Source organism: Streptomyces sp. 6-11-2, from assembly GCF_006540305.1.
Taxonomy (GTDB): domain Bacteria; phylum Actinomycetota; class Actinomycetes; order Streptomycetales; family Streptomycetaceae; genus Streptomyces.
Window position 1 is genome coordinate 3375697 of record NZ_BJOR01000001.1, and the last position, 22314, is coordinate 3398010.

20 protein-coding genes are annotated in these 22314 nt (G+C 74.4%); 11 read left to right on the plus strand and 9 right to left on the minus strand.

The annotated features are described in order from the left end of the window. Positions 1-8: 8 nt before the first annotated feature. A complete protein-coding gene (locus tag TNCT6_RS14540; RefSeq protein WP_141359776.1) occupies positions 9-374 on the plus strand; it encodes a hypothetical protein in 366 nt (121 codons plus the stop codon). Positions 375-518: 144 nt separating this feature from the next. Then, the gene (locus TNCT6_RS39860) at positions 519-1442 is read left to right on the plus strand and encodes a hypothetical protein (RefSeq protein WP_172632904.1); all 924 of its coding nucleotides are present in this window, start codon (positions 519-521) and stop codon (positions 1440-1442) included. Positions 1443-1477: 35 nt separating this feature from the next. Here the strand turns inward: TNCT6_RS39860 and TNCT6_RS14550 are convergent, their stop codons facing one another. Continuing rightward, a complete protein-coding gene (locus TNCT6_RS14550; RefSeq protein WP_141359778.1) occupies positions 1478-2398 on the minus strand; it encodes an NAD(P)-dependent oxidoreductase in 921 nt (306 codons plus the stop codon). 187 nt (positions 2399-2585) lie between these two features. Here TNCT6_RS14550 and TNCT6_RS14555 point away from each other — a divergent pair, with 187 nt between their 5' ends. Then, positions 2586-3074 carry a hypothetical protein gene (locus TNCT6_RS14555; RefSeq protein WP_141359779.1) on the plus strand — a complete coding sequence of 163 codons (489 nt, stop codon included), beginning with the start codon at positions 2586-2588 and terminating at the stop codon, positions 3072-3074. Positions 3075-3136: 62 nt separating this feature from the next. On the opposite strand, the gene TNCT6_RS14560 is transcribed toward TNCT6_RS14555, so the two are convergent. Continuing rightward, positions 3137-3820 (minus strand): DUF6445 family protein, encoded by a 684-nt coding sequence (locus tag TNCT6_RS14560; protein WP_141359780.1) that lies wholly within the window; start codon positions 3818-3820, stop codon positions 3137-3139. Between the two features lie 286 nt (positions 3821-4106). Between TNCT6_RS14560 and TNCT6_RS14565 the strand changes: the two genes are divergently transcribed. Continuing rightward, the gene (locus tag TNCT6_RS14565; protein WP_141359781.1) at positions 4107-4823 is read left to right on the plus strand and encodes a DUF4142 domain-containing protein; all 717 of its coding nucleotides are present in this window, start codon (positions 4107-4109) and stop codon (positions 4821-4823) included. 39 nt (positions 4824-4862) lie between these two features. Here the strand turns inward: TNCT6_RS14565 and TNCT6_RS14570 are convergent, their stop codons facing one another. Then, positions 4863-6548, minus strand: coding sequence for a glycoside hydrolase family 13 protein (locus TNCT6_RS14570; RefSeq protein ID WP_141359782.1), 1686 nt, complete (start codon positions 6546-6548; stop codon positions 4863-4865). A gap of 321 nt (positions 6549-6869) precedes the next feature. Between TNCT6_RS14570 and TNCT6_RS14575 the strand changes: the two genes are divergently transcribed. Then, positions 6870-7826 (plus strand): LAETG motif-containing sortase-dependent surface protein, encoded by a 957-nt coding sequence (locus TNCT6_RS14575; RefSeq protein ID WP_141359783.1) that lies wholly within the window; start codon positions 6870-6872, stop codon positions 7824-7826. A 10-nt stretch (positions 7827-7836) separates the two neighbouring features. Here TNCT6_RS14575 and TNCT6_RS14580 read toward each other — a convergent pair whose 3' ends face one another. Further along, the gene (locus TNCT6_RS14580; RefSeq protein ID WP_141359784.1) at positions 7837-8847 is read right to left on the minus strand and encodes a nucleoside hydrolase; all 1011 of its coding nucleotides are present in this window, start codon (positions 8845-8847) and stop codon (positions 7837-7839) included. 348 nt (positions 8848-9195) lie between these two features. Between TNCT6_RS14580 and TNCT6_RS14585 the strand changes: the two genes are divergently transcribed. Beyond that, positions 9196-9966, plus strand: coding sequence for a hypothetical protein (locus TNCT6_RS14585; RefSeq protein ID WP_141359785.1), 771 nt, complete (start codon positions 9196-9198; stop codon positions 9964-9966). Between the two features lie 334 nt (positions 9967-10300). Here TNCT6_RS14585 and TNCT6_RS14590 read toward each other — a convergent pair whose 3' ends face one another. Beyond that, positions 10301-11644 (minus strand): helix-turn-helix transcriptional regulator, encoded by a 1344-nt coding sequence (locus TNCT6_RS14590; RefSeq protein WP_141359786.1) that lies wholly within the window; start codon positions 11642-11644, stop codon positions 10301-10303. A 188-nt stretch (positions 11645-11832) separates the two neighbouring features. Here TNCT6_RS14590 and TNCT6_RS39865 point away from each other — a divergent pair, with 188 nt between their 5' ends. Beyond that, the gene (locus tag TNCT6_RS39865) at positions 11833-11997 is read left to right on the plus strand and encodes a hypothetical protein (protein WP_172632905.1); all 165 of its coding nucleotides are present in this window, start codon (positions 11833-11835) and stop codon (positions 11995-11997) included. 32 nt (positions 11998-12029) lie between these two features. Here the strand turns inward: TNCT6_RS39865 and TNCT6_RS14595 are convergent, their stop codons facing one another. The 4 genes from TNCT6_RS14595 to TNCT6_RS14610 form a co-directional block, all read right to left on the minus strand. Further along, entirely contained in the window at positions 12030-13418 is a 1389-nt protein-coding gene (locus TNCT6_RS14595; protein WP_141359787.1) for an extracellular solute-binding protein, read from the minus strand. Continuing rightward, complete coding sequence (locus TNCT6_RS14600) at positions 13418-16267, minus strand: substrate-binding domain-containing protein (protein ID WP_253266107.1); 2850 nt, start codon at positions 16265-16267, stop codon at positions 13418-13420. Before TNCT6_RS14600 ends, TNCT6_RS14595 begins: the two co-directional genes overlap by 1 nt. Positions 16268-16271: 4 nt before the next feature. Continuing rightward, positions 16272-16634, minus strand: coding sequence for a hypothetical protein (locus tag TNCT6_RS14605; protein ID WP_253266108.1), 363 nt, complete (start codon positions 16632-16634; stop codon positions 16272-16274). Positions 16635-16798: 164 nt separating this feature from the next. Further along, positions 16799-17860: a hypothetical protein gene (locus TNCT6_RS14610; RefSeq protein WP_141359788.1), complete on the minus strand. Its 1062-nt coding sequence runs from the start codon at positions 17858-17860 to the stop codon at positions 16799-16801. Between the two features lie 125 nt (positions 17861-17985). Between TNCT6_RS14610 and TNCT6_RS14615 the strand changes: the two genes are divergently transcribed. From TNCT6_RS14615 to TNCT6_RS14630, 4 genes are all read left to right on the plus strand, one after another. Continuing rightward, positions 17986-18426 carry a hypothetical protein gene (locus TNCT6_RS14615; protein WP_141359789.1) on the plus strand — a complete coding sequence of 147 codons (441 nt, stop codon included), beginning with the start codon at positions 17986-17988 and terminating at the stop codon, positions 18424-18426. A 169-nt stretch (positions 18427-18595) separates the two neighbouring features. After that, positions 18596-19525 (plus strand): hypothetical protein, encoded by a 930-nt coding sequence (locus tag TNCT6_RS14620; RefSeq protein WP_141359790.1) that lies wholly within the window; start codon positions 18596-18598, stop codon positions 19523-19525. A gap of 105 nt (positions 19526-19630) precedes the next feature. Then, positions 19631-20548 carry an endonuclease/exonuclease/phosphatase family protein gene (locus TNCT6_RS14625; RefSeq protein ID WP_141366428.1) on the plus strand — a complete coding sequence of 306 codons (918 nt, stop codon included), beginning with the start codon at positions 19631-19633 and terminating at the stop codon, positions 20546-20548. Between the two features lie 115 nt (positions 20549-20663). Then, a complete protein-coding gene (locus TNCT6_RS14630; RefSeq protein ID WP_141359791.1) occupies positions 20664-22310 on the plus strand; it encodes a VWA domain-containing protein in 1647 nt (548 codons plus the stop codon). Positions 22311-22314 lie beyond the last annotated feature (4 nt).

Sequence of the window (22314 nt, forward strand, 5' to 3'; positions counted from 1 at the left end):
GAGGGCCGATGGGCTGGATCTGGTGGGTGCTGATCGTCTTCTGGACCGGCGGCTTCGCCTGGCTCGCCGACAACGTCCGCACCGCGCTGCGCAACCGGCACGAGCGCAAGCTCGAACTGATGGAGGCGGCGAAGGCCGAGCGGCTGGCGGTCGAGACGGCGCACAAGCCGCCGGAGCCGGTGTGCGGATGCACCCACCACCTGGCCAAGCACGACAAGAGCGGCCGATGCCATGAGCGCGTCGAGGTGCCGACGGCCTGGGACGAGAACAAGAAGCCGCTGCGCTTCGAGCCGGGGCAGTGCAACTGCCAGCAGTACGTGGGGCCTCAGCCGCTGTCGCAGGTGTACGCCGAAGAGCTGACCGACCGCGCCTGACGGCCCGCCCGGACCCGAGTGGGCGTACTCGCTCGGGTCCGGGTGCCGGGAATCCGCGCAGGAGCGTCACACAGGCTGCACACAGTCCCTCACGAGCCTTGTTAGCGTGACTGGCCGCTCGGCAGGCCTAGTCAGGAAGACCGGATGGACTACTGCTCCACGTGCCGTAGGCACCTCAACGGCGCCCTTGTGTGCCCCGGTTGCGGTGCGTACGCGCCGGACATAGCACCGGACGTCACGGCGCCCCTCACGACCGATACCGCGATCGATTCCGCGACGGCTCTCACGACCGGCCTCGCGGCGGGCGAGGCCGCGGGCCTCGCTCCCGGCGGCGTCCCCGCCGATGTCCCCGGCGGCATCGCCGCCGATCTCGCCGCGGACGCGACGGACGTGCCGCCACCGCGGCAGCGCCCCGGGCGGGCGGCGCGGCGCCGTCAGCTGGCGCGCTGGAAGAAGACCCAGCGCAGGGCTCTGGTGGCGACCGCCGTCGCCCTCGTCGGGGGAGGTCTGACCGTCGCCTCGATGGACCGGCACTCCACCGACCGCGCGCAGGCGGCCCCGGCACCGGAGGCCCCGCACACGGGCACCGTGGGGGACAGCCGGCCGGCGCAGCACGGCGACCCGTCCTCGTCGCCCTCCGACACCCGGCAGTCCCCGCCCTCGGCCGGTGTCCCGCACCAGCGGTCGGCGCCGCGGGGCACCACGCCGCAGGACGTACGCCCGGACGCCGCCGCTCCCCGTACCGCGCAAGCCCCGTCGGCGCCCGCCGGCGCGCACGAGGCGCCGGCGCGGACGGTGCTGTCAGCACCGCGGCCGGACAACACGGCGCCGGCCACCGACGGCTCGGCCTCCGCCGCCCAGTCGGCCCCGTCCGCCCAGCAGGTTCCGTCGGGCCAGTCGAACCCATCGGGCCAGTCGGCGTCCCGGTCGTCCTCGACGGCGGCCCAGCGGACCGCGCCCGGGGCCGGCTCGTCCGACGGCACCGCCCAGCAGACCCCGCAGACGAGCCCCACGGACACGCCCACGTCGCCGTCCCACCTCTGCCTGCTGGTGATCTGCCTCGGCTGACCACCCGGCCCGCGCGGCTGCGGGCGGCCGAACGGTCAGGACCCGGCGGGTCCGGCGGACTCGCCGGGCCCGCCGGAGTCGTCCGCGAAGCTGGCGAAGTACGCCGCGGCCATGTCCTCGTCGGCATGGCCCCCCGCGGCGGCGCGGGCGAAGCGATCGGCGCTCGCGGCGGCCACGTCCAGGCGGACGCCGTGGGCCTCGCCGGCCTGGACGATCAGGCGGGCGTCCTTCTCCGCGGTGGCCACCGCGAAGCTCGGGGGCAGGTACGCGCCGTCGAGGATGACGCCGGCCTTGGCGTGCAGGTAACCCATGTCGAGCGGGCCGCCGGCGATCAGGTCGAAGAAGCCCTGCGGGTTCACGCCGAGTCCCTTGGCCAGGGCCAGTGCCTCCCCGGTCGCCGCGGTGGCCGCGATGACCCAGCTGTTGGCCACCAGCTTCAGCCGGGTGGCGGTGGCCGCCGCGGCGTCCTCACCCGTCCACACCGTGTGGGCGCCGACCGCCTCGAACACCGGTGTCACCGTCTCCCGGCCCTCGGCCGGCCCCGCCGCCAGCACGGTCAGCCGGCCCGCCTCGGCGGGCTGCCGGGTACCGAGCACCGGGGCGTCGTAGAGGACCAGCCCGTGCTCACGGGCGAGGCCGGCCAGCTCACCGGCCGCCTCCAGGCCGACCGTGGTCGACTGCGCCCAGACCGTGCCCGGACGCAGCGCGGGGGCGGCCTCGCGCATGACCTCCAGCACCGTGCCGCCGTCGTAGAGCATCGTCAGGACCACGTCGGCGTCGCGCACCGCCTCGGCGGGGGTGTCCGCGACGTGCGCGCCGTCGGCGGCCAGCGGCTCGGCCTTGGCCCTGGTGCGGTTCCACACCCGGACGGTGTGTCCGGCCTTCGCGAGGTTGCGGGCCATCGCGGCGCCCATGATCCCCGTGCCCAGGACGCCCACGGTACGGATGCCGGTCATGTCGTCCTCCTCCTGATCGATGCGGTGAGTATCGCGCGGACCCCGGGCCCGGCGTCCGGCGAAGCGGCTGGGCCACGGGGCCGCACGGGTGACACGAAGGTGCGGGTACCCGTGCCCGGCGGTTCACTTGAGGGTGGCCGGCCCCTTTCTCCGCACGAGGGGTGGCGAACGGGCAGTGGGAGGCGACATGGCCGGTCACCGGGCACGCTGGACGACGGGCGCGACACTCGCGGTGGCCGTGGCCGTGGTCCTCGGCACGACCGGCTGCTCCGGCGGCGGCACACCCTCCGGCAGCGCGAGCCAGGCGGCGTCCGCGGTCTCCTCGCTCGCCTCGCAGGCCGACGAGATGCTCTCCTCGGCCACCGCGGAGGCGAGCCGCAGACTGGACGAGGTGAGGAACGGCATCGACGCCCGGAACGCCGTGACCCTGGGCACCCCGGCCACCGCCTCGGACGGGCACGCCACCGTCGCGGTCAGGGTGGAGAACAGGGCGGGCTCCGCCAAGTCCTTCGCCGTGCGGGTCGACTTCAAGGACAGCGGCGGCAACCTGCTCGACACGGTGGTCGTCACCGTCCCCGGCGTACCGGCCGGGAAGACCGCCACGGCCACCGCCCGCAGCCTCCGCAAGCTGTCCGGCCCGGTCAGGGCGGAGGTGGGCACCGCGCTGCGGTACTGATCCGCCGCGCCGCGCGCCCCGGCCTCCCCGCCGACCCCGGGCGGCGCCCCTGAGGAACCGGGTCAGGCCATCCAGAAGAAGACCGCCGTCATGCGCTTGTCCTCCAGGCTCCGACCGCAGTAACCGGTCGCGCTGTGCACGAGGTTGGCGTGGTAGAGGAGCAGCCGGTTGGCCTTGTGCGGCACGCGGACGTCCTCCTCGAAGGCGTCCGGCGCGACGAACCGCGTGCCGAGGGCCTCGACGAGGTTGTGGTGCGGAGGCTGCACGACGTTGCCGCCGAGCCGGCCGCCGGGCAGACGCTGGCGGTAGAAGCTGGTCCCGCGGTCCTTGGGCACCGAGGGGTTGAGGTAGAGCACGGCCGCGTACCGGCACAGCGCCCGCGAGTCGGTGTGCGGCCTCGGTTCGCTCTCGCCCGCGCCCACCACCTGAACGCAGTTGTGGTTGAGGGTGCCGCCGTCGGGTGCCTGCCGCGCCCACAGCTCCTTCGCCCCGGTCGCCCTCTTCACCAGCCGCTCGACGCGGGCGAGTTCGGACGGTTCCAGACCGGGCATGGTCCGCAGTCCGGGCCAGGTCTGGGAGGTGTACGGGTAGCCCTTCACCCAGTCGTCCTTGGCCAGGCAGCGCCGCCGTACGGCGTCCGCGTCGGGCAGGACGTCGTCCAGCACCCAGTAGTCACGGCCCTCAGTGGGCTTGCGGTAGGGCAGGACGGGGAGCGCGGTGGGCACACCGCGGGGCTGTGGGGGCATGCGGCCGAATGTAGGGCGGGCATCCACCAGGGCTCTCCCCAGAGCCGGTCAACGTTGCGTCAACCTTGCTGGCATTCAGGAAACTTGGACGCGGCGGCCGGGAAAGCGGGCCCAACTACCCGCGGCAGTGAGCAGTCTCACATCACGGTCGATTCTTTTTACCAAATCAAAAGGTTCTTCACGCTCCCCGGCCCGTACATGTGAGTGTCCGAACCGCCCACGGCGGGACCATGACCGGGCAGGAGGCACGGTGCGCTTTTCGCGGAACGCGACGGGAACTCTTTTTGTGGGCGGTGCCCTCAGCCTGACCCTGGTCGCGCTCGCCTACCCCAGCATGCTCGGCCTCGAGAAGGTCTCCAGCGACGGCTCCCGGGTCATCGCCCAGACCCAGTGGGGGCCGCTGACGGAGGCGGACCGGGACTTCGTGGTCAAGGTGCGCGCGGCCGGGCTGTGGGAGTACCCCGTCGGCGAGATGGCGGTGCAGAAGGGGACCACCAAGGAGGTCGTCAAGGCGGGCAAGCACCTGATCGACGGGCACGCGCAACTGGACGTGAGCTGCCGCAGGATCGCGCCCATGCTCAACATCACGCTGCCGAACGTGGCCAGCCCCCAGCAGCAGGGCTTCGTCACCCAGCTCGCCGGGGACACCGGCAAGCAGTTCGACTCCGACATGGCCAACATCCTGCGCGTGACGCACGGCTCGATCTTCAACACCATCGCGAAGATCCGCTCCACCACCAAGAACAGTCTGGTCCGCGAGCTCGCCAACCAGGCCAACGCCACCGTCCTGGACCACATCACGGTCATGGAGGAGACGGGCCTGGTCAACTTCGACCAGGTGCTCTTCATGCAGACGACCCCGCCCAAGCTGCCCAACTCGGACCTGACCCCGCCGCCCCCCTCCGGCGGGCAGCCCGAGGTCGTGCTCACCCCGCCGCCGAACGCCACGTCGAGCCCGCTGGTGCTGCCCGGCGACCCGAGCCCCAGCCCGGCGGCGGGCTGAGGCGGAACCCGCGCGCGGGAAGGAACCCGCGCGCGGGGACTACGCGAGCCACACGGTGGTGTCGGGGTCCAGCCGGCGCCCCGTAAGGGGCGAACTGCTCAGCAGCACCTCCCCCGGCGGCAGCGGCACGGCCCGGCCCGACAGATTGGTGACGCACCGCCGGCCGCCGGAACGGGCGAACGCCAGCACCCCGGCCGGGCCGCCCTCCACCCAGGTCAGCGACTCGCCCTCCAGCAGCTTGCGGCGCAGCCGCAGCGCCGAGCGGTACAGCTCCAGGGTCGAGCCCTCCACTCCGTCCTGCGCCTCGACGGCGTACGCGGCGAAGCACGGCGGCTGCGGCAGCCAGGCGGCGCCCGGGCCGAAGCCGTACGACGCCCCGGTGGTGGTCCACGGCAGTGGCACCCGGCAGCCGTCGCGCCCCTTGCGGGCACGGCCGGTCTGCTCCCACACCGGGTCCTGGAGGACCTCGGCGGGCAGGTCGGCCACCTCCGGCAGGCCCAGTTCCTCGCCCTGGTAGAGGTAGGCCGAGCCGGGCAGGGCCAGCATCAGCAGCGTCGCCGCGCGGGCGCGGCGCAGCCCCGCCGCCTCGTCGACGGCCGGGGCGCGGCCGCCGGACAGCAACCAGGCGTTCTCGTCGGTGCCGGGCGGGAGCGCCAGACGCGAGGCGTGCCGTACGACGTCGTGGTTGGACAGCACCCAGGTGGCCGACGCCCCCGCGGCCCGCGCGGTGGCCAGCGACTCGGTGATGACCGGCCGCAGTTGGCCGGCGTCCCATCCGGTCTGGAGGTACTCGAAGTTGAAGGCCTGGCCCAGTTCGTCCGGCCGGGCGTACAGCGCGCGCCGGTGACCCGGCACCCAGGCCTCGGCGACCGCCGTACGCGGCGGGGAGTAGGAGTCGAGGATCCGCCGCCAGTCGCGGTAGATCTCGTGCACCTCGTCCCGGTCGTAGTACGGATGGCTGCCGGGCGGCACGAGCGGCAGCGCGCCCTCGCCGGTGGCGCCGATGTCCCCGACGTCCCGCAGCGGCTCGTCGAGGTCCTTGGCCAGGGCGTGCGCCACGTCGACGCGGAAGCCGTCCACGCCGCGGTCGGCCCAGAACCGCAGCGTGGTGCGGAAGTCGGCGCGCACCTCCCCGCTGCCCCAGTTCAGGTCCGGCTGCTCGGGCGCGAACAGATGCAGGTACCACTGCCCGTCCGGCACCCGCCGCCAGGCGCTGCCGCCGAAGACCGACTGCCAGTCGGTGGGCGGGAGTTCGCCGTGCGCCCCGCGGCCGGCGCGGAACACGTAGCGGTCGCGGGCGGGGGAGCCGGGGCCGGCCCGCAACGCCTCCTGGAACCAGGCGTGCCGATGGGAGGTGTGGTTGGGGACGAGGTCCACGATCACCTTCAGGCCCAGGCGGTGCGCCTCGGCGGTCAGGGCGGCGAAGTCGTCCAGCGTGCCGAGGCGGGGGTCCACGTCGCGGTGGTCGGCGACGTCGTAGCCGCCGTCGGCCAGTTCGGAGGGGTAGAAGGGGCTGAGCCACACGGCGTCCACACCGAGGGCGGCGAGGTGCGGCAGCCGCCCGGTGATGCCGCGGAGGTCGCCGAGTCCGTCGCCGTCGAAGTCGGCGAAGCTGCGGGGGTAGACCTGGTAGACGACGGCCTGCCGCCACCAGTCCGGGTTCCTGGACGACAGGTCGGGCGCGGTGTCCTGCGGGGAGTCGTGCGTGGGGGCGGTATCGGTCACGCGATCTCCTCTTCGGTGCGTACGGCGGACGTACGGATGACTACGGGCGACAGGAGAAATCTGTCCACATCACCCGAAAAGTGAACACCGCCCCCGTGACGGAGTGAGTCGCTCCCTATGTGGCACAAGTGTGATGAAGGCGTGAAGTCCCTTTGTGTTCCGGCAGATTGACAGGCTCGTCCGCACACACGACCATGACCTCACACTGTGGCGCATGTGACCGATGGGCCCGTTGTTCCCTTCGGCCTTCCGTCGGCCCGTCCTGGTCCGTGCCGTTGCCCCGCGACCAGCCACCCCGCGCACAAGCAAGATGGGATCCGTATGTCCATAGCCAGTCGTGTCTCCGCCGCCCGCCTGCTGGGAACGGGCGCCGCGACGCTCGCCCTGTGTGCCGCCTCCGTCGCCGCCGCCTCCGGTGCCTGGGCCCACGGCGCGCCCGGCGGCGAGGGCTGGAAGGGCGGCGGCCGCTACCAGCCCGGTACGGGCGCCGGCACGGTCACCGAGAGCGACCGCTGCCAGTTCTCGCTCGACGGCAAAAACTTCTACGACGCCGTCAAGGTCGACGACCAGAACCTGCGGCCGACCGAGGACGGCAAGGTCCACATCACGGTCCGCACCGCCCGCGACGCCACGGCCTGCACCGCCTCCCTGGCCTCCTACCTCGCCCGCGGCGCCACCTTCGCCACCTCCGGCGAACAGGTGTTCGTCGACTTCGACACGGTGACGGTGAAGCGGGGCGAGACCGGCTCCCTCGACATCGCCGTCCCGGACGCGGGCTGCTTCGCCCAGATCGACCTGTACCGCGGCGCGGTCAAGTTCGACGGCAAGACGGACGCGAACGACGGCTTCGAGCACGGCGACCTGCCCAAGGGCCCGGACCGCCCGGTCATCAAGGACAAGCTGATCGCGGCCTGGAACGGCGGCACCAAGGACTGCACGGCCGCCGAGGAGCAGCCCCCGGCCACGACGCCGGCCCCGTCCGCCCCCGAGTCGTCGGCCCCGGCCGAGGAGCCGACGCTCACGGCCACGAAGAGCCCCGCCGAGACGGAGAGCCCGTCGTCGGCCCCGGCGACGCCGCCGAGCGAGGCCCCGGCCCCGTCGGCCTCCGAGTCCACCACCGCACCGGCCCCGGCCCCGAACGGCGGCAGCGGCGACCTCGCCGAGACCGGCGGCGGCAGCGGCACCGGCCTCGTCGCCGGCGGCGCTGCGGTGCTGCTGGCGGGCGGCGCGGCGCTCGTCGTCGCCACGCGTCGCCGGGCGGCGAAGCAGGCCTCCTGACCCCCGCGGATCAGCTCGCGGGGTGCCGGGGGTGCTGACCCGGGCGTTGACCTAGGCGGTCCCCGGTGCCCTCGACGGTGGTCAGGTACAGCCGGACGTACCGCTCGGCGTCGATGTCCAACGCCACGTCCACCAGGGCCTGTTCGCGGGCCTCTCCGTGCAGTTCCGCCTCGCCCGGACGCGGGCGGCGGTCGACGACCGTCTGCCCGCGGGCCGGGCCCGGCGCGAGGTTCACCTCCACCGGCAGCCGGTGGGTGGTCAACCCCTCGGGGTCGGCCACCGAGCACACCGTGCCCGCGTCGCCGAGGACGCCGTGCGGGGCGCCCTCGCCGGCGGCCGGGTCGGGGCGGGACAGCAGCAGTCCGGCCAGCCGGGCGCCGGGCTCGTCGCGCCCGCGCAGCCGCCGTACGTCCGCCTCCGGCACGAGCACCCGCTGGAACACGTCGAGCCCGTACATCGTGATCGGCACGCCCGCGGTGAGCAGGACGGCGGCGGCCTCCGGATCGTGCCAGACGTTGAACTCGGCGACGGGCGTGGCGTTTCCGGTGGCGACCGCACCGCCCATGAACACGATCCGCTCGATGTTGCGGGTGACCTCGGGGTGGGTGCGCAGCAGCAGGGCGATGTTCGTCAGCGGCGCGGTGGGGATCAGGGTGACCGGGCGGTCGCAGTCCAGGATCGCGTGGCGGAGCAGCGTCACGGCGTCCACGTCGGCGGGACGGCGGGCCGGCGCGGGCAGCCCGAGGTCGCCCATGCCGTCCTTGCCGTGCACATGAAGTGCGGTGCGCAGGGGTTCGAGCAGCGGCCGTTCGGCGCCCCGCGCGACCGGGACGGCGGGAGCGCGCGCCTGCTCCAGGACGGTCAGCGTGTTCCGTACCACCTGGTCCACGTCCGTGTTCCCGGCCACACAGGAGACCGCGCGCAGGTCGAGGCCCGGGTGGCGGACGGCGAACAGCAGGGCGAGCGCGTCGTCGACGCCGGTGTCGCAGTCGATGATCACAGGAGTGGGCCGCGAGGTCACAGGGCGCTCCTTCCGTCGTGCGGGGTCCGTCGTGAGGTTCCGCCGTACGAGTTCCGCCGTACGGGGTCCGTCGTGAGGTTCCGCCGTACGAGTTCCGCCGTACGGGGTCCGTCGTGAGGTTCCGCCGTACGGGTGCCACGTTCGGGTACCGCGTACGGGGCCATCACCATCGTCACTTGCCCCGCCCGGTGCCGCGCGCGCCCGCCCGCCGGCCTTCCCCCCTCCACGGCGCTCACCCGGACGGACCGGCGCGCTGGTGGGCGGGGCCGCCCGGTGGTGCCGTGGGAGGAGCGCCGCCGCCCGGACGCCAGGTCCGCGGCGCGCGTTCCGTCCCGTCTGGAGGCATGCATGTCCCGTACCCCGGCCCGTGTCCTGGCCGCCTCCGCGCTCTGCGCGGCCGTCCTGCTGACCGGGGCCGCCTGCACCGCCGGGCAGTCCGGCCGGGCCGTCCACGCCTCCACGCCGGTGGCCACCCGCGGGCCCGGCCCCGCCGCCGCGCCGGCCGGCGCGCTCACGCCGGACCAGGCGCGGGCCGCGCTGCTGACCCAGGCCGACCTCGGATCGCCGTGGGCGCCGACCCAGGGCGCGGCGACCTGGCGGGACGGTGTGCTCAAGGCACAGGCCGACATCTCCGAGTGCGGGCGCCTCCTCGACGCCCTCTACACCGAGGAACCGTTCGGCACTCCCTCGGGCGCGCACGCGGTGGCCGCCTACGACGACGGCGACTACAGGGCCCAGTTGCGCCACCAGGTGCTCGCGCTGCGCGCCCCGGACGTGGACCGCACCCTCGCCTGGCTCAAGACCATGCCGCAGACCTGCGCGGACTTCACCGCCACGGCCACGAACTCCGACTTCCTGGACGTACGGGTCGCGGACCTCGCCCTGCCGAACGTCGGCGACGCCCGTCAGGGCCTGCGCCTCACCTTCACCACCGAGTCGTACGAGGACATCCTGACCACCCTCACCCTGGACCTCGCCACGGTTCGCGTCGGCGACGACGCGATCGTCCTCACCACCGGCGCCCCGGGCACCCTGCCGCAGGACGCCACCGCACAGGCGGTCCAGCACGCCGTGGACCGCCTGACGGCGGTGCACGGCAAGGCACGGACCCCGGCCTGAGCCCGGTCGGCCGCCGTCGCCGGTCGCCTGTGAGCCGCGCCCGCAACCGCCGTGCGCACGCACGGATCTCGGCCACGGTGCACGGTCCGCGAGACCTCCAGTCACGGTCGAACCTCTTCCCTCGGCGCGGCTGTCGTCCCTGGCCCGCGCGCCCCGGGACCAGACGCACCCACACGCGCCGAACGGAGAACCGCACGAACGCGAGTCCCCGGCCCGGGGTGCGCGGCGGGTACCCCCCGCGCACCCCGGGAAACCGCCCCGCAAACCGTCCCCGGAAGCCACGGAATCCGCCCCCAGGGCCGCGCCCCGCCGCCGTCAGCGCGGCGGGCGGCCGTCACAGCGGAGGCTGCGCCGGGGCCGGGCCCAGGGTCGTGGTGCCGGGGGCGGTGCGGTGGCCGAGGCCGGTGCGGTAGGCGTCCAGGGCGGCCTCCACACGGCCGGTGCGGCGCAGCAGATCACCGAGGAGGCGGCACAGGTCGGCCAGGTCGCCGGCCGCGCCCGCCCGCTCCAGCAGGCTCAGCGCACGCACGTAGTGCTCCTCGGCGGCCTCCGTGTCGCGGGCGTCCTCGGCGATGATGCCGAGCAGGCGGTGCGCGGCGGCGGCGTGCACGGCGCCCCGCTCGGGGGAGAGGTCGCCCAGGACGTTCCGCAGCAGGCCGGCTGCCTCCTCGGACTTGCCGCGCCGGTGCAGGACGTCGGCCAGCTCGACCGCGACCTGGCTGGTGTAGAGCGCGGCACGCTTGGCGGACAGCATGGCCTGGGCGGCCCGCAACTCCTCCTCGGCACGCTCCAGTTCGCCGTTCTGCGCGCACACATAGCCGCGCATCCAGTGGCAGTTGGCGAGTTCGGTGCGCAACTGGAGGGCGCGGTAGAGCTCGGCGGCCTTGGCGAGCGAGGCGTCGGCCTCGGCGATCCGGCCCTCGGCGAGCAGGGTGCGGGCCACCGACCGGTGCATCCGGGCCACCAGCGCGGGATCACCCGCCTGCGGGGCCAGCGCGAGCGCGAACTCGGCCGCCTGGGCCGCCCGGGCGTGCGCCCCCATGTCCATGTACGGCCCGATGACTCCGGCGTAGAGCAGCAGCAGCGCGTCCGGGTCGTGCAGCCCGCCCCGGTTGAGCTCGTCGAGGGTGGACTCCATCAGATAGACGGCGTACCGCAGCTCCCCCGCCAGGTAGTGGGAGACGGCGCGGCCGCGCAGCGCGGGGACCCGGGCGGGCAGCGGTGCGTCGGCGAGGGCCCGCTCGGACCGTTCGAAGAACTGCCGGCCGCTCTCCAGTTCGCCGGTCTCCAGGGCGCATTCACCGAGCCCCAGCAGCGCCTCGGCCTGGACGTCGACGAGTTCGTGCTCCTCGGCCTCCGCCAGCAGCCGGGTGTACTGCTCGGCCGCCTTCACCGACTCCCCGGTGGCGAGCGTGCGCCGGGCCTCGGTCAGTCTGAGGCGCAGGTCGGTGGCGAGATGGGCGGGGCGTCCGGTGGCGAGTTCGTCGAAGGCGACCCCGAGCCGCTCGGCGACGTGCTTGAGCGCCTCGTCGGAGGGCCGGACCCGTCCCGCCTCGAGCGTGGAGATGTACGCGGGGGTGTACGCCGGCTCCGCCAGCTGCCGCTGGGTCAGGCCCCGTTCCCGCCGTAGCCGCTGAACCCTGCGCCCGATGGTCTCCGGGTCGTCCCGCTTCGCCATGCGGTTCATCATGCCAGTAAGCCGAGTTGCGGCGAGCCGTCTCCACTGACCGGAGGTCAGCACCGGACCTTATGCGCAGCGGACCCCAACTCGCCCTGGCGCCCTTTTCGTTCGGCCTCCTCACCCCCTACGTTGGAGAGTGCGTTAAACGCGCTTAATCCATCACTGTCGTTGCGAGGTCGGTTGCCGTGCTCGGACGCACTGTCGCGCGCCAAGGACACTTCTCCGCACGTTGCGTCAGAGGATTCGGCGCGGCCGTCATAGCCGTGGCCGCCCTGGTCGCGGCGGCCAACGCCGGACCGGTGCCCGCGGCCGACCCGGTACCCGCCCCGCAGGCGGTCCAGACCCGCTAGTGCTGTGACCGGAAAGCTTCACCGGGTCGTGCTCAGCCCGGCAGCGCTCGGCGCAGTGCCTCGTCCAGCCGGCCGGCCAGCACCGCGTCACTGGGCGGGTCGTCGGTGAACAGCGCACCCAGCTGAGCGGTGAAGGTCTGGGTGAACGCCCCGTAGAGCGGGGTCCGCGGTCGGGAGACCGCCCGCTGGAGGGCGGGCAGCAGGATGCCGCGGGCGTAACCGGGACGGCCGGCGGCGTCGCGGGGCATGCGGTCGGTGCTCTCACCGGTGGGCGACGCCGACGGCGAGCCGCCGGAGGCGGACGCGGACGTGCAGCGGACGCGGTCGTCGGTGTAGGCCGACGTACGGGTCGCGGCGAAGCCCGCGTCCAGCAGGCAGCGTTCGCTCTGGGGGCTGGTGAGGAACGTGATCAGCTCGGCCGCCTTCCCGGCCCGCTGCGAGGACCGGGTGACCGCCAGGTTCTGCCCGCCGAGCACCGCCCGGCCGGGCAGCGGGGCCACACCGAGATCCTGCTCGGCGAAACTCTGGTGGAGCGTGCCGTAGGCGTACGGCCACTGCCGCAGGAAGGCGGTGCGGCCGTCCTCGAAGTCGCTGAGCGAGGACGCCTCGTCGGAGCTCAGGGCGCTGTCCAGGGTGTACGGCTTGTCGGTGCGCCGGCGCAGCTCCGCGATGCCGTCGGTCAGCTCCCGCAGACCGCCGGTGTAGCGGCCGGAGCCGTCAGTGAGCGCGAAGTCGTCGGTCGCCGAGGCGAACGCCTCCACGGCGTTGACCGTACGGCCCTCGTAGGCGGCCAGTTGCGTGGTCCAGAGCTTCTCGTACCCCTTGGGCGGGCGGGCGTCGAGGGTGTCACCGAGGCCGAGCAGGTCGTGCCAGGTGCGGATCGCGTCGGGGCCGGTGCGCTGGACGCCCGCCCGGCTCAGGTAGTCGCGCCGGTAGTAGAGCAGACCCACGTCGCTGTTGAACGGCACCGCGTACACCTTGCCCTTCCAGCGGGCGGTGTCGGCCACCGACGCGATGACGTCGTCGTCGACGGCGTCGTCGGACAGCCGCCCGACCAGGTCCGCCTCGGCGAACTCCGGTACCCAGGTGACGTCCAGGTTGACCACGTCGTAGTGGGCGCTGCCCGACTGGAGCGCGCCCAGCAGCTGGCTGCGCTGCTGGTCGGCGGAGCCCGGCAGTTCCACCAGGCGGGCGTGGTAGCCGGAGTCCTGCTGCTCCTGCTGCCGGTTCCAGGCGTCGATGAGCTGCTGGCGGACGCCGTTCTTGCCGGTCACGTCCCGGCCGCTGGCCACCACGATGTCCCCGGGCACGTCGGCGGCGGGCGTCTGCCCGTCCCGTGGCCCGCCCCCGGTGCAGGCGGTGGCCGCGAGCAGCGGCAGCACCAGCAGCCGGGCGAGCGTCGCGGCCGGTCGTCGTGCCATCAGTGCTCCCCCGTCCCCACTCGGGCGACCTCGTCGCGCAGGCCCCTGCCGGGATCGTCGCCCGCGTCCAGGCAGCGGCCGCCACTCGCCTCGGCGATCCGGGCGTCCGGCCGGCCCGTGTCGCAGGAGCCGCTGATCAGGGACACCATGTCCACCGGCACCTTCGCCTTCCGCGCCCGGGCCAGCACCTCGTCCAGGTTCTTCCCGGTCAGCCGGTTGCCGTCCTCGTCGTCGGTGATGTAGACGATCAGCTGCGGCCGCTGGTCGTCGTTGCCGCGCCCGGCCATGTCGTCCAGCGCGGCGAGGAGCGCCGCGTGCGGGTCGGCCTCGGCGTCGCGCACCCGCGCCTCGGCGTCGACGACGTGCTCGGCGTCGGCGCGGCGGTGGTGTCCGAAGGGAAGCAGCTCCTGGTGGGACCGGCCGCCGGAGGTGCCGTAGACCGCCCACACCCCGTAGTCGTCCTGGGCGCCGAGCCCGCCCAGGGACTGCTTCAGGATGCCGGGGCCGCCGCTGGGCCCCGGCCACCGCGTGCTCATCGAACCGGAGCTGTCGAGGAGGTAAAGGACCCGGCCGGGGCCGTGGGCGCTGCGGTACCGCGTGAGGGCCTCCTCCATCGCCGTCCGGCGGGCCGCGCCCGGCAGCGGGCTCGGGCCGCGCAGGACGCCCACGCCGACGTGGTCGCCGTCGAGCAGCCGGTGGCCGGATTCCGTCGCGGACCGGAAGCCGGCGGCGGCGAACGCGGCCAGGCCCTCCTCGCCGGTCAGCCAGGTGCGGAAGCGGTCGACGGCGCCGTCCCGCGCCGCCGCGTCCCGGTCGCCGCCCTCCCAGTGGACCCGCACGAAGGTGGGCATCAGCGCCGGTACGTCGACGGGGTACTCGGCGATCCGCGGCACACGTGTCGTCCGTGCGCAGCCCACCCCGCTCCTGAGCAGGAACTCCGGGACGAGCACGGCGGTGCGGCCGTCCGCGGCGCGGTCGGCCGGCAGCGCGCACAGCAGCTCGGCGGCGGTCGGCGAGGGCGGTCCCGCGGGGCGTACGGCCTGCTCGGCGGCGCGCGAGTCGGCGGTGCCGCCGTACAGGCCGATGGTCGCCAGCAGGGCGGAGTCGGTGAACTCCGGGTCGGGCCGCAGCACGGCGGCGTTCGCGTCCTGCTTCCTCAGATTCGCGATCAGCCCGGACAGCCGCAGCCCGGCGCGCTCGTCCAGTCCGGCCCCGGCCAGGTTCTGCGGGACGGCCAGCACGACGGGCGAATACGCGAACGGCTCTGCGTCCGGGTGGAGTTCGACGTAACTGCGGGTGGTCCCGTCGGTGGTGACCCGGGCCGCGTCGGTGCCCGTGGCGGGGATCCACACGTCCGGCTGCGGCCCGACGTCCCGCTGCGGGTTGGTGTCCTCCACGCGGGGTTCCTGCCAGGCGTCGCTCTGCCGGCGCAGCGCGGTGGCCGCGGCGGTCGCGCCCGCGCTGTAGACGGTGAGGCCGCTGCGGCGGCAGCCCTGCCCGGTGGTGTTGGCCCGCGAGGTCAGATACGCGTCGGCGGCGGTCCGCACCGTCGGCTCCAGGTCGGGGTCGGTCAGCAGGCGCAGTTCGAGCGGCGGTGCGCAGGAGTGGCCGCCGCCCGGGCCGACGAGCTCGTAGCCGCCGGCACCGAGCGCGGCGAGCGCGAGCACCAGCAGCGCGCTCACCACGACCCGGGCCCTGGTGCGCAGCCCGACGAACCAGTCGATCACGGCACGCGCCCGGGCACACGGCACGGCGAGCAGGGCCACCAGAAGACGGAGCGGGCCGCCGGAGCGGGTGCTCGGCCCGGGGCCGGCCGGCCCGCCCGGCGGCTCGGTGCGCGGCGGCTGTGCGGAGGACTGCGCCGAGGGCGCGGGCTCCTCGGACGACTGCCCCGGGTCCGGCGCGGGTGCGATCGGCTCCTCCGGCTCGCCCTTCCGCGCCGGCTCGCCCTTCCGCGCAGTCAGCAGCACGTCCGTGCCCGGCTCACCGGCGAACTGCGGCTCCCACAGGTCCCCGAGCGAGGTCCTGCGGCCCGCCCCGACCATCTGCCCGCGCAGCCGGCCGAAGAGCTTCAGAAAAGACAACTCCTCGCCAGAGTCGAGGAGTTGTACGAGTTCTTCGGTGAACGGGGTGGCTCTCGTGCCGTCGCCGGAGTCGATGAGCCGGTTGGCCTGCACGCTCATCAGCAGCAGGACCCGCCGGCGGTCGGCGAAGTCGTGCCACACCTTGGCGGCGTTACCCGCGTAGCAGCAGTCGAGGATCACCACGATCCGCTCGGCGTGGCTCCCGGCGAGCACGGTGAGCATCCCCGTGAACGCCTCCGCGCCCGGGAACACGGCCCGGCCGCCGGCGACCACGCGCGCGTTGCGCATCTGGAGGAACAGCTCGTCACCCGCGCTCGGCACGGCTCCGTGCCCGGCGAAGTAGCACAGCAGCAGGCCGTCGGCGTCCTGGGCGGCGGTGCGCAGCGCCTCGCTGAACTGGTCCAGCGACGGCGAGCGCAGGACGGTGACCTCCTCCGATCCGCCGTCGTCCGGTCCACCGGCCTCCTGCCCGCCGGTGCCCGCCGCGCCGCCGGCCTCCGGCCCGCCGGCGTCCTCCTGGCCGTCCGTGTCCTCTTGCCCGGCGACGGCCTCCTGCCCGCCGGTGGCCCCCTGCTCCCCGGTCTCCTTCCGCCCGCCGAAGATCCCGCCCCGGCGCAGCGCGTCCTCCAGCCGCTCCAGGTTGTGCCGGACGGCGGGCAGATGGCCGGGAACGCCCTCCGGGTCGTCCGGCTGCGTGTGCTCGTACTCCCCAACACCGACCAGCAGCGCCCGGTTCACCCGCCCGCGCGGGTCGAAGCGGTCCACGGGGCTACCCCTCGTCGTGGTGCACCGGATCGACGTGGGTCCGGGGTGAGTCGCCCGACTCCACCCGGCGGCGGTTCTCCAGCCAGGCCGCCACCGCCCGCCTGGTCTGCGCCACCAACTCGTCGAACACCGCTTCGGCGCCCGCGCCGAGCAGGAACAGCAGGATCTCCATGCCGGCGCCCATGCGACCGGGCGGCACGTCCGAACGCGGCTGCTCGACGATCCGCAGCCGTCCCCCGCTGACCAGATCCTCCAGCGGTTTCTCCCGCTCCAGCCACGCCTTCAGCGCGCCGACGTCCTTGTTGCTCGCACTTCCGTCCAGCCGGACCCGTACACCTCGGCCGGCCACGCCATCCCCCTCAGCCATAACTCACCATTCTGGCACCGCGACACAACTCTCCGGGAGGGCGCATTCCGGCCACACCGGACCCGCACCGGCCTCGGCGAACCCGGGCCGGACCTGCACCGGACCCGCACCAGAACCGCGTCGGACCTGCGCCGGATCTGCGCCGGATCTGCGCCGGCCCCGCCTCAGACCTGCGTCTGCAGCTGGCTCAGCTGGCGGCGCACATGGTCCAGCGCGCCCTCTCGCCGGCCCGGCACCCGGCCGCGCAACTCCGCGAGCACCGAGCCGAGTTCGCGGGCCCGTTCGGGATCGTGGATCAGCCCCCACTGGTGGTGGGCGCGGTCGACGGCGGCCTCGACGGCCACGGCGTCGGCGGCCTGGCCCATGGCCAGGCGGGTGGTGGCCACGGTCAGCCAGGCCCGGCAGCTGCGGGCGGCGTCGCCCGCGAACATCGCCAGGTCCGCGCGGACCTCGGCCCAGTGCAGCGCGTCCTCGGAGGCCGCTCCGTGGGCGAGGGCGGCGGCCCGCTCCCAGCGGGCGGCGAGCGCGTCGGCGTCGCCGTGCCGGCCGGTCTGCACACAGGCGGCGATGGCCGTGTGCGGGTCGGCCGGCCCCGGCCCGGGCGCGGTGAGCACGAGGCCGGGGCCGCCGTACTCCTCGGTCAGCCGCGACAGCGCCTGCTCGTGCAGCTCCACCGGGGGCGGCCGGTGCCCGCTGCGCAGGATCGTCGCCACCGCCCTCATGTACGCCGGTGCCGCCACCGTGCGCCGGGCCGGCGGCGGCGCGATCCGGCCGTACAGGGCGATGTTGTGCCCGCAGCCCAAGGGGCGCCCGCGCAGCAGTTCCCAGCTCTCCGCGTCCGCGTGCAGATCGGCCACGACCGTGGTGGTGCCGTCCGGTCGCAGCCGGAGTTCCTCGCGCAGCCAGTGCCAGGGCAGGGCCGTGTAGCGGACGGTCGCCGGGGTGGTGCGGGCGAGCGCCAGGTGGGGCAGGTGCTGGCGGCGGTCCAGCTGGAGCTGGCCGGTGAGGAACACGGTGAGCGGGCCGGGCGCCGCCGCGGCCGCGCGCAGCCGGGTGAGCACGGCCTGCGGCTCCAGCGGGTCGACGAGCTCCACCACGGTCGCGGTGTCCGTGCCGGACAGCACGGAGGGCGCCACGGCGGCCAGCACCGGCAGCACGGACGCGGCGTCCACCAGACGTCCCCTGCCCACGGGCGCGGCCGCGAGCAGCAGCACGGTTCCGGGCATCGTCCCCCCGTGTCGTGATCCGGTCGGTCGCGTACGTCAGCACGTTAACCGCTCCACCGACTTGCCAGGGCCCCTTCCCCGGTGTGCTCTGGTAGGCGGGGGCGAGGAGAGAGAGGAGCGCTCTCATGGCTCACGCGGCACCCGTGTCCGGTATCACCACCCGCACCACCCGCCCACCGAACCTGTTCAGCGCCCGGGCCCATGCCATCGGCCGGTGGGCGGGACCGCTCGCACTGGGGCTCGTCTACGGCTACTGGGCCGCGGCCGACCGGCGCGACGGCGGACCGATCACGGGCTGGAACGTGCTGTTCGGCTTCGTGACCACGATCGTGTTCACGCTGGTCCTGGCGGGCGTCCTCATGTTCGGCCCCCGGCTGCGGCGGGAGCGGCACGCGGCGCTGTGGTTCGCCTTCATCGGCGTGGCGTTCGGCTTCCTCTACAGCCAGAGCGGCCGTGCGCTCGTGTCGACGGTCGGCCTGTCGCTGGGGATCGCGATCGTCGCGGGCCTCTTCTGCTTCTACTGGTTCTACACGCACGAGGACGCGGCGGGCCATCGCGTGAGTTGACCCACTGATCCGCTGACCCGCTGAACCCGCGTCGGTAGCCCCGGACCGACCTGACCTACCTGACCGACCGGACCGACCGGACCGACCGAACCGACCGACCCGCTCTCCCGGTCACCCGAATGCCGCCCCTCCGCTCGCGGAGGGGCGGGTGACGGCCTTGGCTGAGAACGTGTCCCGACGTATGCGAAGCGGCCTGTCGGCCGTGCTCATCGCGCTCTCGTGCCTGCTCGTGCCGTTCGGCGTGCTGTCGGCCTGGGCGGCGTACGGGCTCTCCGACACCGGTCGCTACGTCACCACGATGGCGCCGCTCGCCGACGACCCGGACGTCCGCGACGCGATCGCGGACACCGTCGGGGACGGGATCGTGCAGGAGATCGGCCACGGGCTGGACGCCCGCGTCCGCCCCGGCACCATCACCCCCTTCGTGCACGACGCCGTCCGCTCGTTCACCCGGACCGAGGCCTTCCGCACAGCGTGGAACGAGGGCAACCGGGCCGCCCACGACGCCGTGCTGCGGGCCCTGCGCGACGAACGCGCCCCCCTCGAACGCCCGGTCACCGTCGATCTCGCGCCCGTCACCGCCCAGGTCAAGGCCCAGCTCGCCCAGGACCACGTACCGCTCGCGAACCGCATTCCCGTCCAGCACACCGAGGTCGATCTGCTTCCGGCCCAGCAACTGGGCCGCCTGCGGAAGGGGTTCCACGTGCTCGAAGTCGCCGGTTTCTGGCTGCCGGTCGCGGCCGTCGCGTTCGCCGTCGCCGGGCTCGCCCTGGCCGCCCGCCGCCGCCGGGCGCTGACCGCCACCGCGCTCGGCACCGCCCTCGGCGGCGCGCTGCTCGCCCTCGCCGTCGCCATCGGCCGCAGCCTGACCCTCGCCGACCTCCCCGCCGAGGTCTCCCAGCCGGCCGTCGGCGCCGTCTACGACGCCCTCACGGCCACCCTGCGCACCGCCTCGTGGATCCTGGTCGCCCTCGGTCTGACGGTGGCCGCGCTGACCTGGCTCTCCCGTCGCCCACGCCGGCCCTTCCGCCGCCGGGCGGCCGAGGCCCCCACCACCCGGACCCGCCCCGAGCAGCCGCCGCCGCGCGTGCGCGTCTGATCCCGCTGCTCCCGCGCGCAGGACGCCCGGAGTCCATGGCGACCCCGTAGGCTCGGCGTCGTGACCAAGCAGGGGGGACGGTTCGCGAGCTGGTGCGCCGGGCTGATGTTCGCGGGGGTGAGCGTCGTCGTCGGGTGCCGGCTGGCCGACAGCGACGGCATCACGCCCGTACCGCAGCTCCTCGCGTTCCTGCCGTGGCTGCTCGTGCCCACCGGACTGGGCCTGGCGTTCACGCTGCGCGGACGCTGGTGGGCGGGGGCGGTGTGGGGCGTGGCGCTGCTGGGGCTGCTGGCGTGGTTCATCGAGCCGTACGGCAGGGTCTCCGCGCCGGCCGGCCATGCCGTGGCCGAAGTGCGGGTGCTGACCTCGAACGTGCAGTTCGGGCGTGGCGCCCCGGCCCTCGTCCCGGCCATCCGCCGCGAGCGGCCCGACATCGTCTTCGTCGAGGAGTGCGAGTACACCTGCCAGGCGACGCTGGACCGGGAAGTCGGCGGCGACTACCCGTACCGGCGGGCGGTCCGGGCGGGCGGTTCGCAGGGGTCCCTGATCCTCAGCCGCTACGCCCTGCGCGGCACCGCCGGAGTCCGCGGCACGATGGGCATGCCGGGCGCCGTCGCCGACGTCCGCGGGCACGCGGTGCGCCTCCAGCTCGTGCACCCCATGCCACCGCTGCCCGGCCAGGTCGCGCTCTGGCACCGGGAACTCGCCCGGCTGCGCGCCTTCGCCGCGGCGGACCGTACGACCCCGACCGTGCTGGCCGGCGACTTCAACGCCTCCCAGGACCACGCGGCCTTCCGCCGCATCATCGACACCGGACTGCGCGACGCCGCCCGCCTGGCCGGCGCCGAGCGCGCTCCCAGCTGGCCGGCCCGCACCGCGCCCACCCTCGGCGCCCAGATCGACCACGTGCTCGTCTCACCGGACTTCTCCGCGACCGGCGCCCGCTTCCTCGCCCTGGCCGACACCGACCACCGCGCGTTGCTCGTCGACATCACGCTGCACGACGGCCGAGGATCGCGTTGACACGGCCCGCCTGCCGGTACTCGCCCCTGCCCAAGATCACCACTCGGGGCCGCTAACCTTACGTGTCCGTCCTGGCCAGGGATTGACGGGCATCAACTCACGAAGGGTTGCGCACATGGGCATTCTCACTCTCCTGCGGAACGCGTTCGGCCGGTCACGCAAGGGGCGTACGGCCGAGGCAGAGGGTGCGGAGCAGACTCCAACCCAGGAGCCGACCCCCACCGCTGCCCAGCAGCCGGAGCCGAAGGTCCCCGCCCCGGCGGCCGAGTCCGCCCCGGAACCCCCCGCCACCGTCCACGTCCCGGACCCGCGGCCCTCCACCGGCGACGAGCACGATCTGGTCTCGGCCGCCTTCGACAACATCACCGTCCCCAAGCCGGCCACCCCCGTGGACCCGACCGGCTCGACGACGGAGGAGCCCACCCCGAACCCCGAACCGACCGCTGCAGAACCTGAGTCGGAGCCCGGGGCAACCCCGGCCCCGGCAGCCGAGGAGCCGACCCCGGCCCCCGAACAGGCAGCCACGGAACCGGAGTCGGAGCCCGAGCCGACCCCGGCAGCCACGGAACCGGAACCGGCACCCGAACCGGCGTCTGCGACCTCCGACCCGGTGGTTGAGGACCCGACCCCGGAACCCGCAGCCGAACCGGCAGCGGCGGAGCAGGAGTCGGAGCCCGAGGCGACGCCCGAACCGCAGGCCGAGTCCGAGGCAGCGACCGAGCCCGAGGCGGAGCCGGAGGCCGACACCCCGCAAGCCGCCGACGGCGAGGAAGCCCCGGAGGGGCCACTCGCACCCGCCGACGACACCCGCACGGGTGATGCGGGTGGGAACGAACCGGCCGAAGGCGAAGCCGAGTCCGAGCCCACCCCCGAACCCGCAGCCGAACAGCCGACGGAGCCGGAACCGGAGCCCACGGCTGAGCAGTCGCCCTCACCGGCCGAAGGCGAAACCAAGCCGGAGCCGGACGCCCAGTCCGAGACCGAGCCGGCCGCCGAACCCGAGGCGCAGCCGGACGCCCAGTCCGAGACCGAGCCGGCCGCCGAACCCGAGGCGGAGCCGGACGCCCAGTCCGAGGCGGAGAACACGGGCGCCGAGCCCGCCACCCCCCTCGCCCACATCCACTCGCACGCCCCCGCCCTCACCACCGCCTACCAGTCCGCCGCCTCCGCCCTCGCGAAGCACGACCTCACCGGCACCCGCGCCAAGGTCTACCTCGTCCTCGACCGCTCCGCCTCCATGCGCCCGTACTACAAGGACGGCTCCGCCCAGGCCCTCGGCGAGCAGACCCTCGCCCTCGCGGCCCACCTCGACCCCGAGGCGACGGTCCAGGTCGTGTTCTTCTCCACGGAGGTGGACGGCACCGGCGAGCTGACCCTCGCCGCACACGAGAACCGGATCGACGACCTGCACGGCTCCCTCGGCCGCATGGGCCGCACCAGCTACCACGCCGCAGTCGACGCCGTACTGGCGCACCGCGCGGAGTCGGCCGACGACCCGGCGACCCCCGCCCTGGTGATCTTCCAGACGGACGGCGCGCCGGACACCAAGACCCCGGCCACCCAGTCCCTCACCGACGCGGCGCAGAAGCACCCCGCCGTCTTCTTCTCCTTCGTCGCCTTCGGCGAGCACGACAACAAGGCCTTCGACTACCTCCGCAAACTGAAGACCGACACCGCGTCCTTCTTCCACGCCGGCCCCACCCCCCGCGAGCTCACGGACCAGGAGCTCTACGAGGGCGTACTGGCGAACTGGCGCCCGTGACCCA

Bases quoted from the DNA above. Each gene is read 5' to 3' on its own strand.
- TNCT6_RS14555 (WP_141359779.1), top strand. From the start codon at position 2,586: ATGGCCGGTCACCGGGCACGCTGGACGACGGGCGCGACACTCGCGGTG.
- TNCT6_RS14590 (WP_141359786.1), bottom strand. From the start codon at position 11,644: ATGGCGAAGCGGGACGACCCGGAGACCATCGGGCGCAGGGTTCAGCGG.
- TNCT6_RS14605 (WP_253266108.1), bottom strand. From the start codon at position 16,634: ATGGCTGAGGGGGATGGCGTGGCCGGCCGAGGTGTACGGGTCCGGCTG.
- TNCT6_RS14550 (WP_141359778.1), bottom strand. From the start codon at position 2,398: ATGACCGGCATCCGTACCGTGGGCGTCCTGGGCACGGGGATCATGGGC.
- TNCT6_RS14540 (WP_141359776.1), top strand. From the start codon at position 9: ATGGGCTGGATCTGGTGGGTGCTGATCGTCTTCTGGACCGGCGGCTTC.
- TNCT6_RS14615 (WP_141359789.1), top strand. From the start codon at position 17,986: ATGGCTCACGCGGCACCCGTGTCCGGTATCACCACCCGCACCACCCGC.
- TNCT6_RS14575 (WP_141359783.1), top strand. From the start codon at position 6,870: ATGTCCATAGCCAGTCGTGTCTCCGCCGCCCGCCTGCTGGGAACGGGC.
- TNCT6_RS14585 (WP_141359785.1), top strand. From the start codon at position 9,196: ATGTCCCGTACCCCGGCCCGTGTCCTGGCCGCCTCCGCGCTCTGCGCG.
- TNCT6_RS14560 (WP_141359780.1), bottom strand. From the start codon at position 3,820: ATGCCCCCACAGCCCCGCGGTGTGCCCACCGCGCTCCCCGTCCTGCCC.
- TNCT6_RS14610 (WP_141359788.1), bottom strand. From the start codon at position 17,860: ATGCCCGGAACCGTGCTGCTGCTCGCGGCCGCGCCCGTGGGCAGGGGA.
- TNCT6_RS14625 (WP_141366428.1), top strand. From the start codon at position 19,631: ATGTTCGCGGGGGTGAGCGTCGTCGTCGGGTGCCGGCTGGCCGACAGC.
- TNCT6_RS14630 (WP_141359791.1), top strand. From the start codon at position 20,664: ATGGGCATTCTCACTCTCCTGCGGAACGCGTTCGGCCGGTCACGCAAG.
- TNCT6_RS39860 (WP_172632904.1), top strand. From the start codon at position 519: ATGGACTACTGCTCCACGTGCCGTAGGCACCTCAACGGCGCCCTTGTG.
- TNCT6_RS14595 (WP_141359787.1), bottom strand. From the start codon at position 13,418: ATGGCACGACGACCGGCCGCGACGCTCGCCCGGCTGCTGGTGCTGCCG.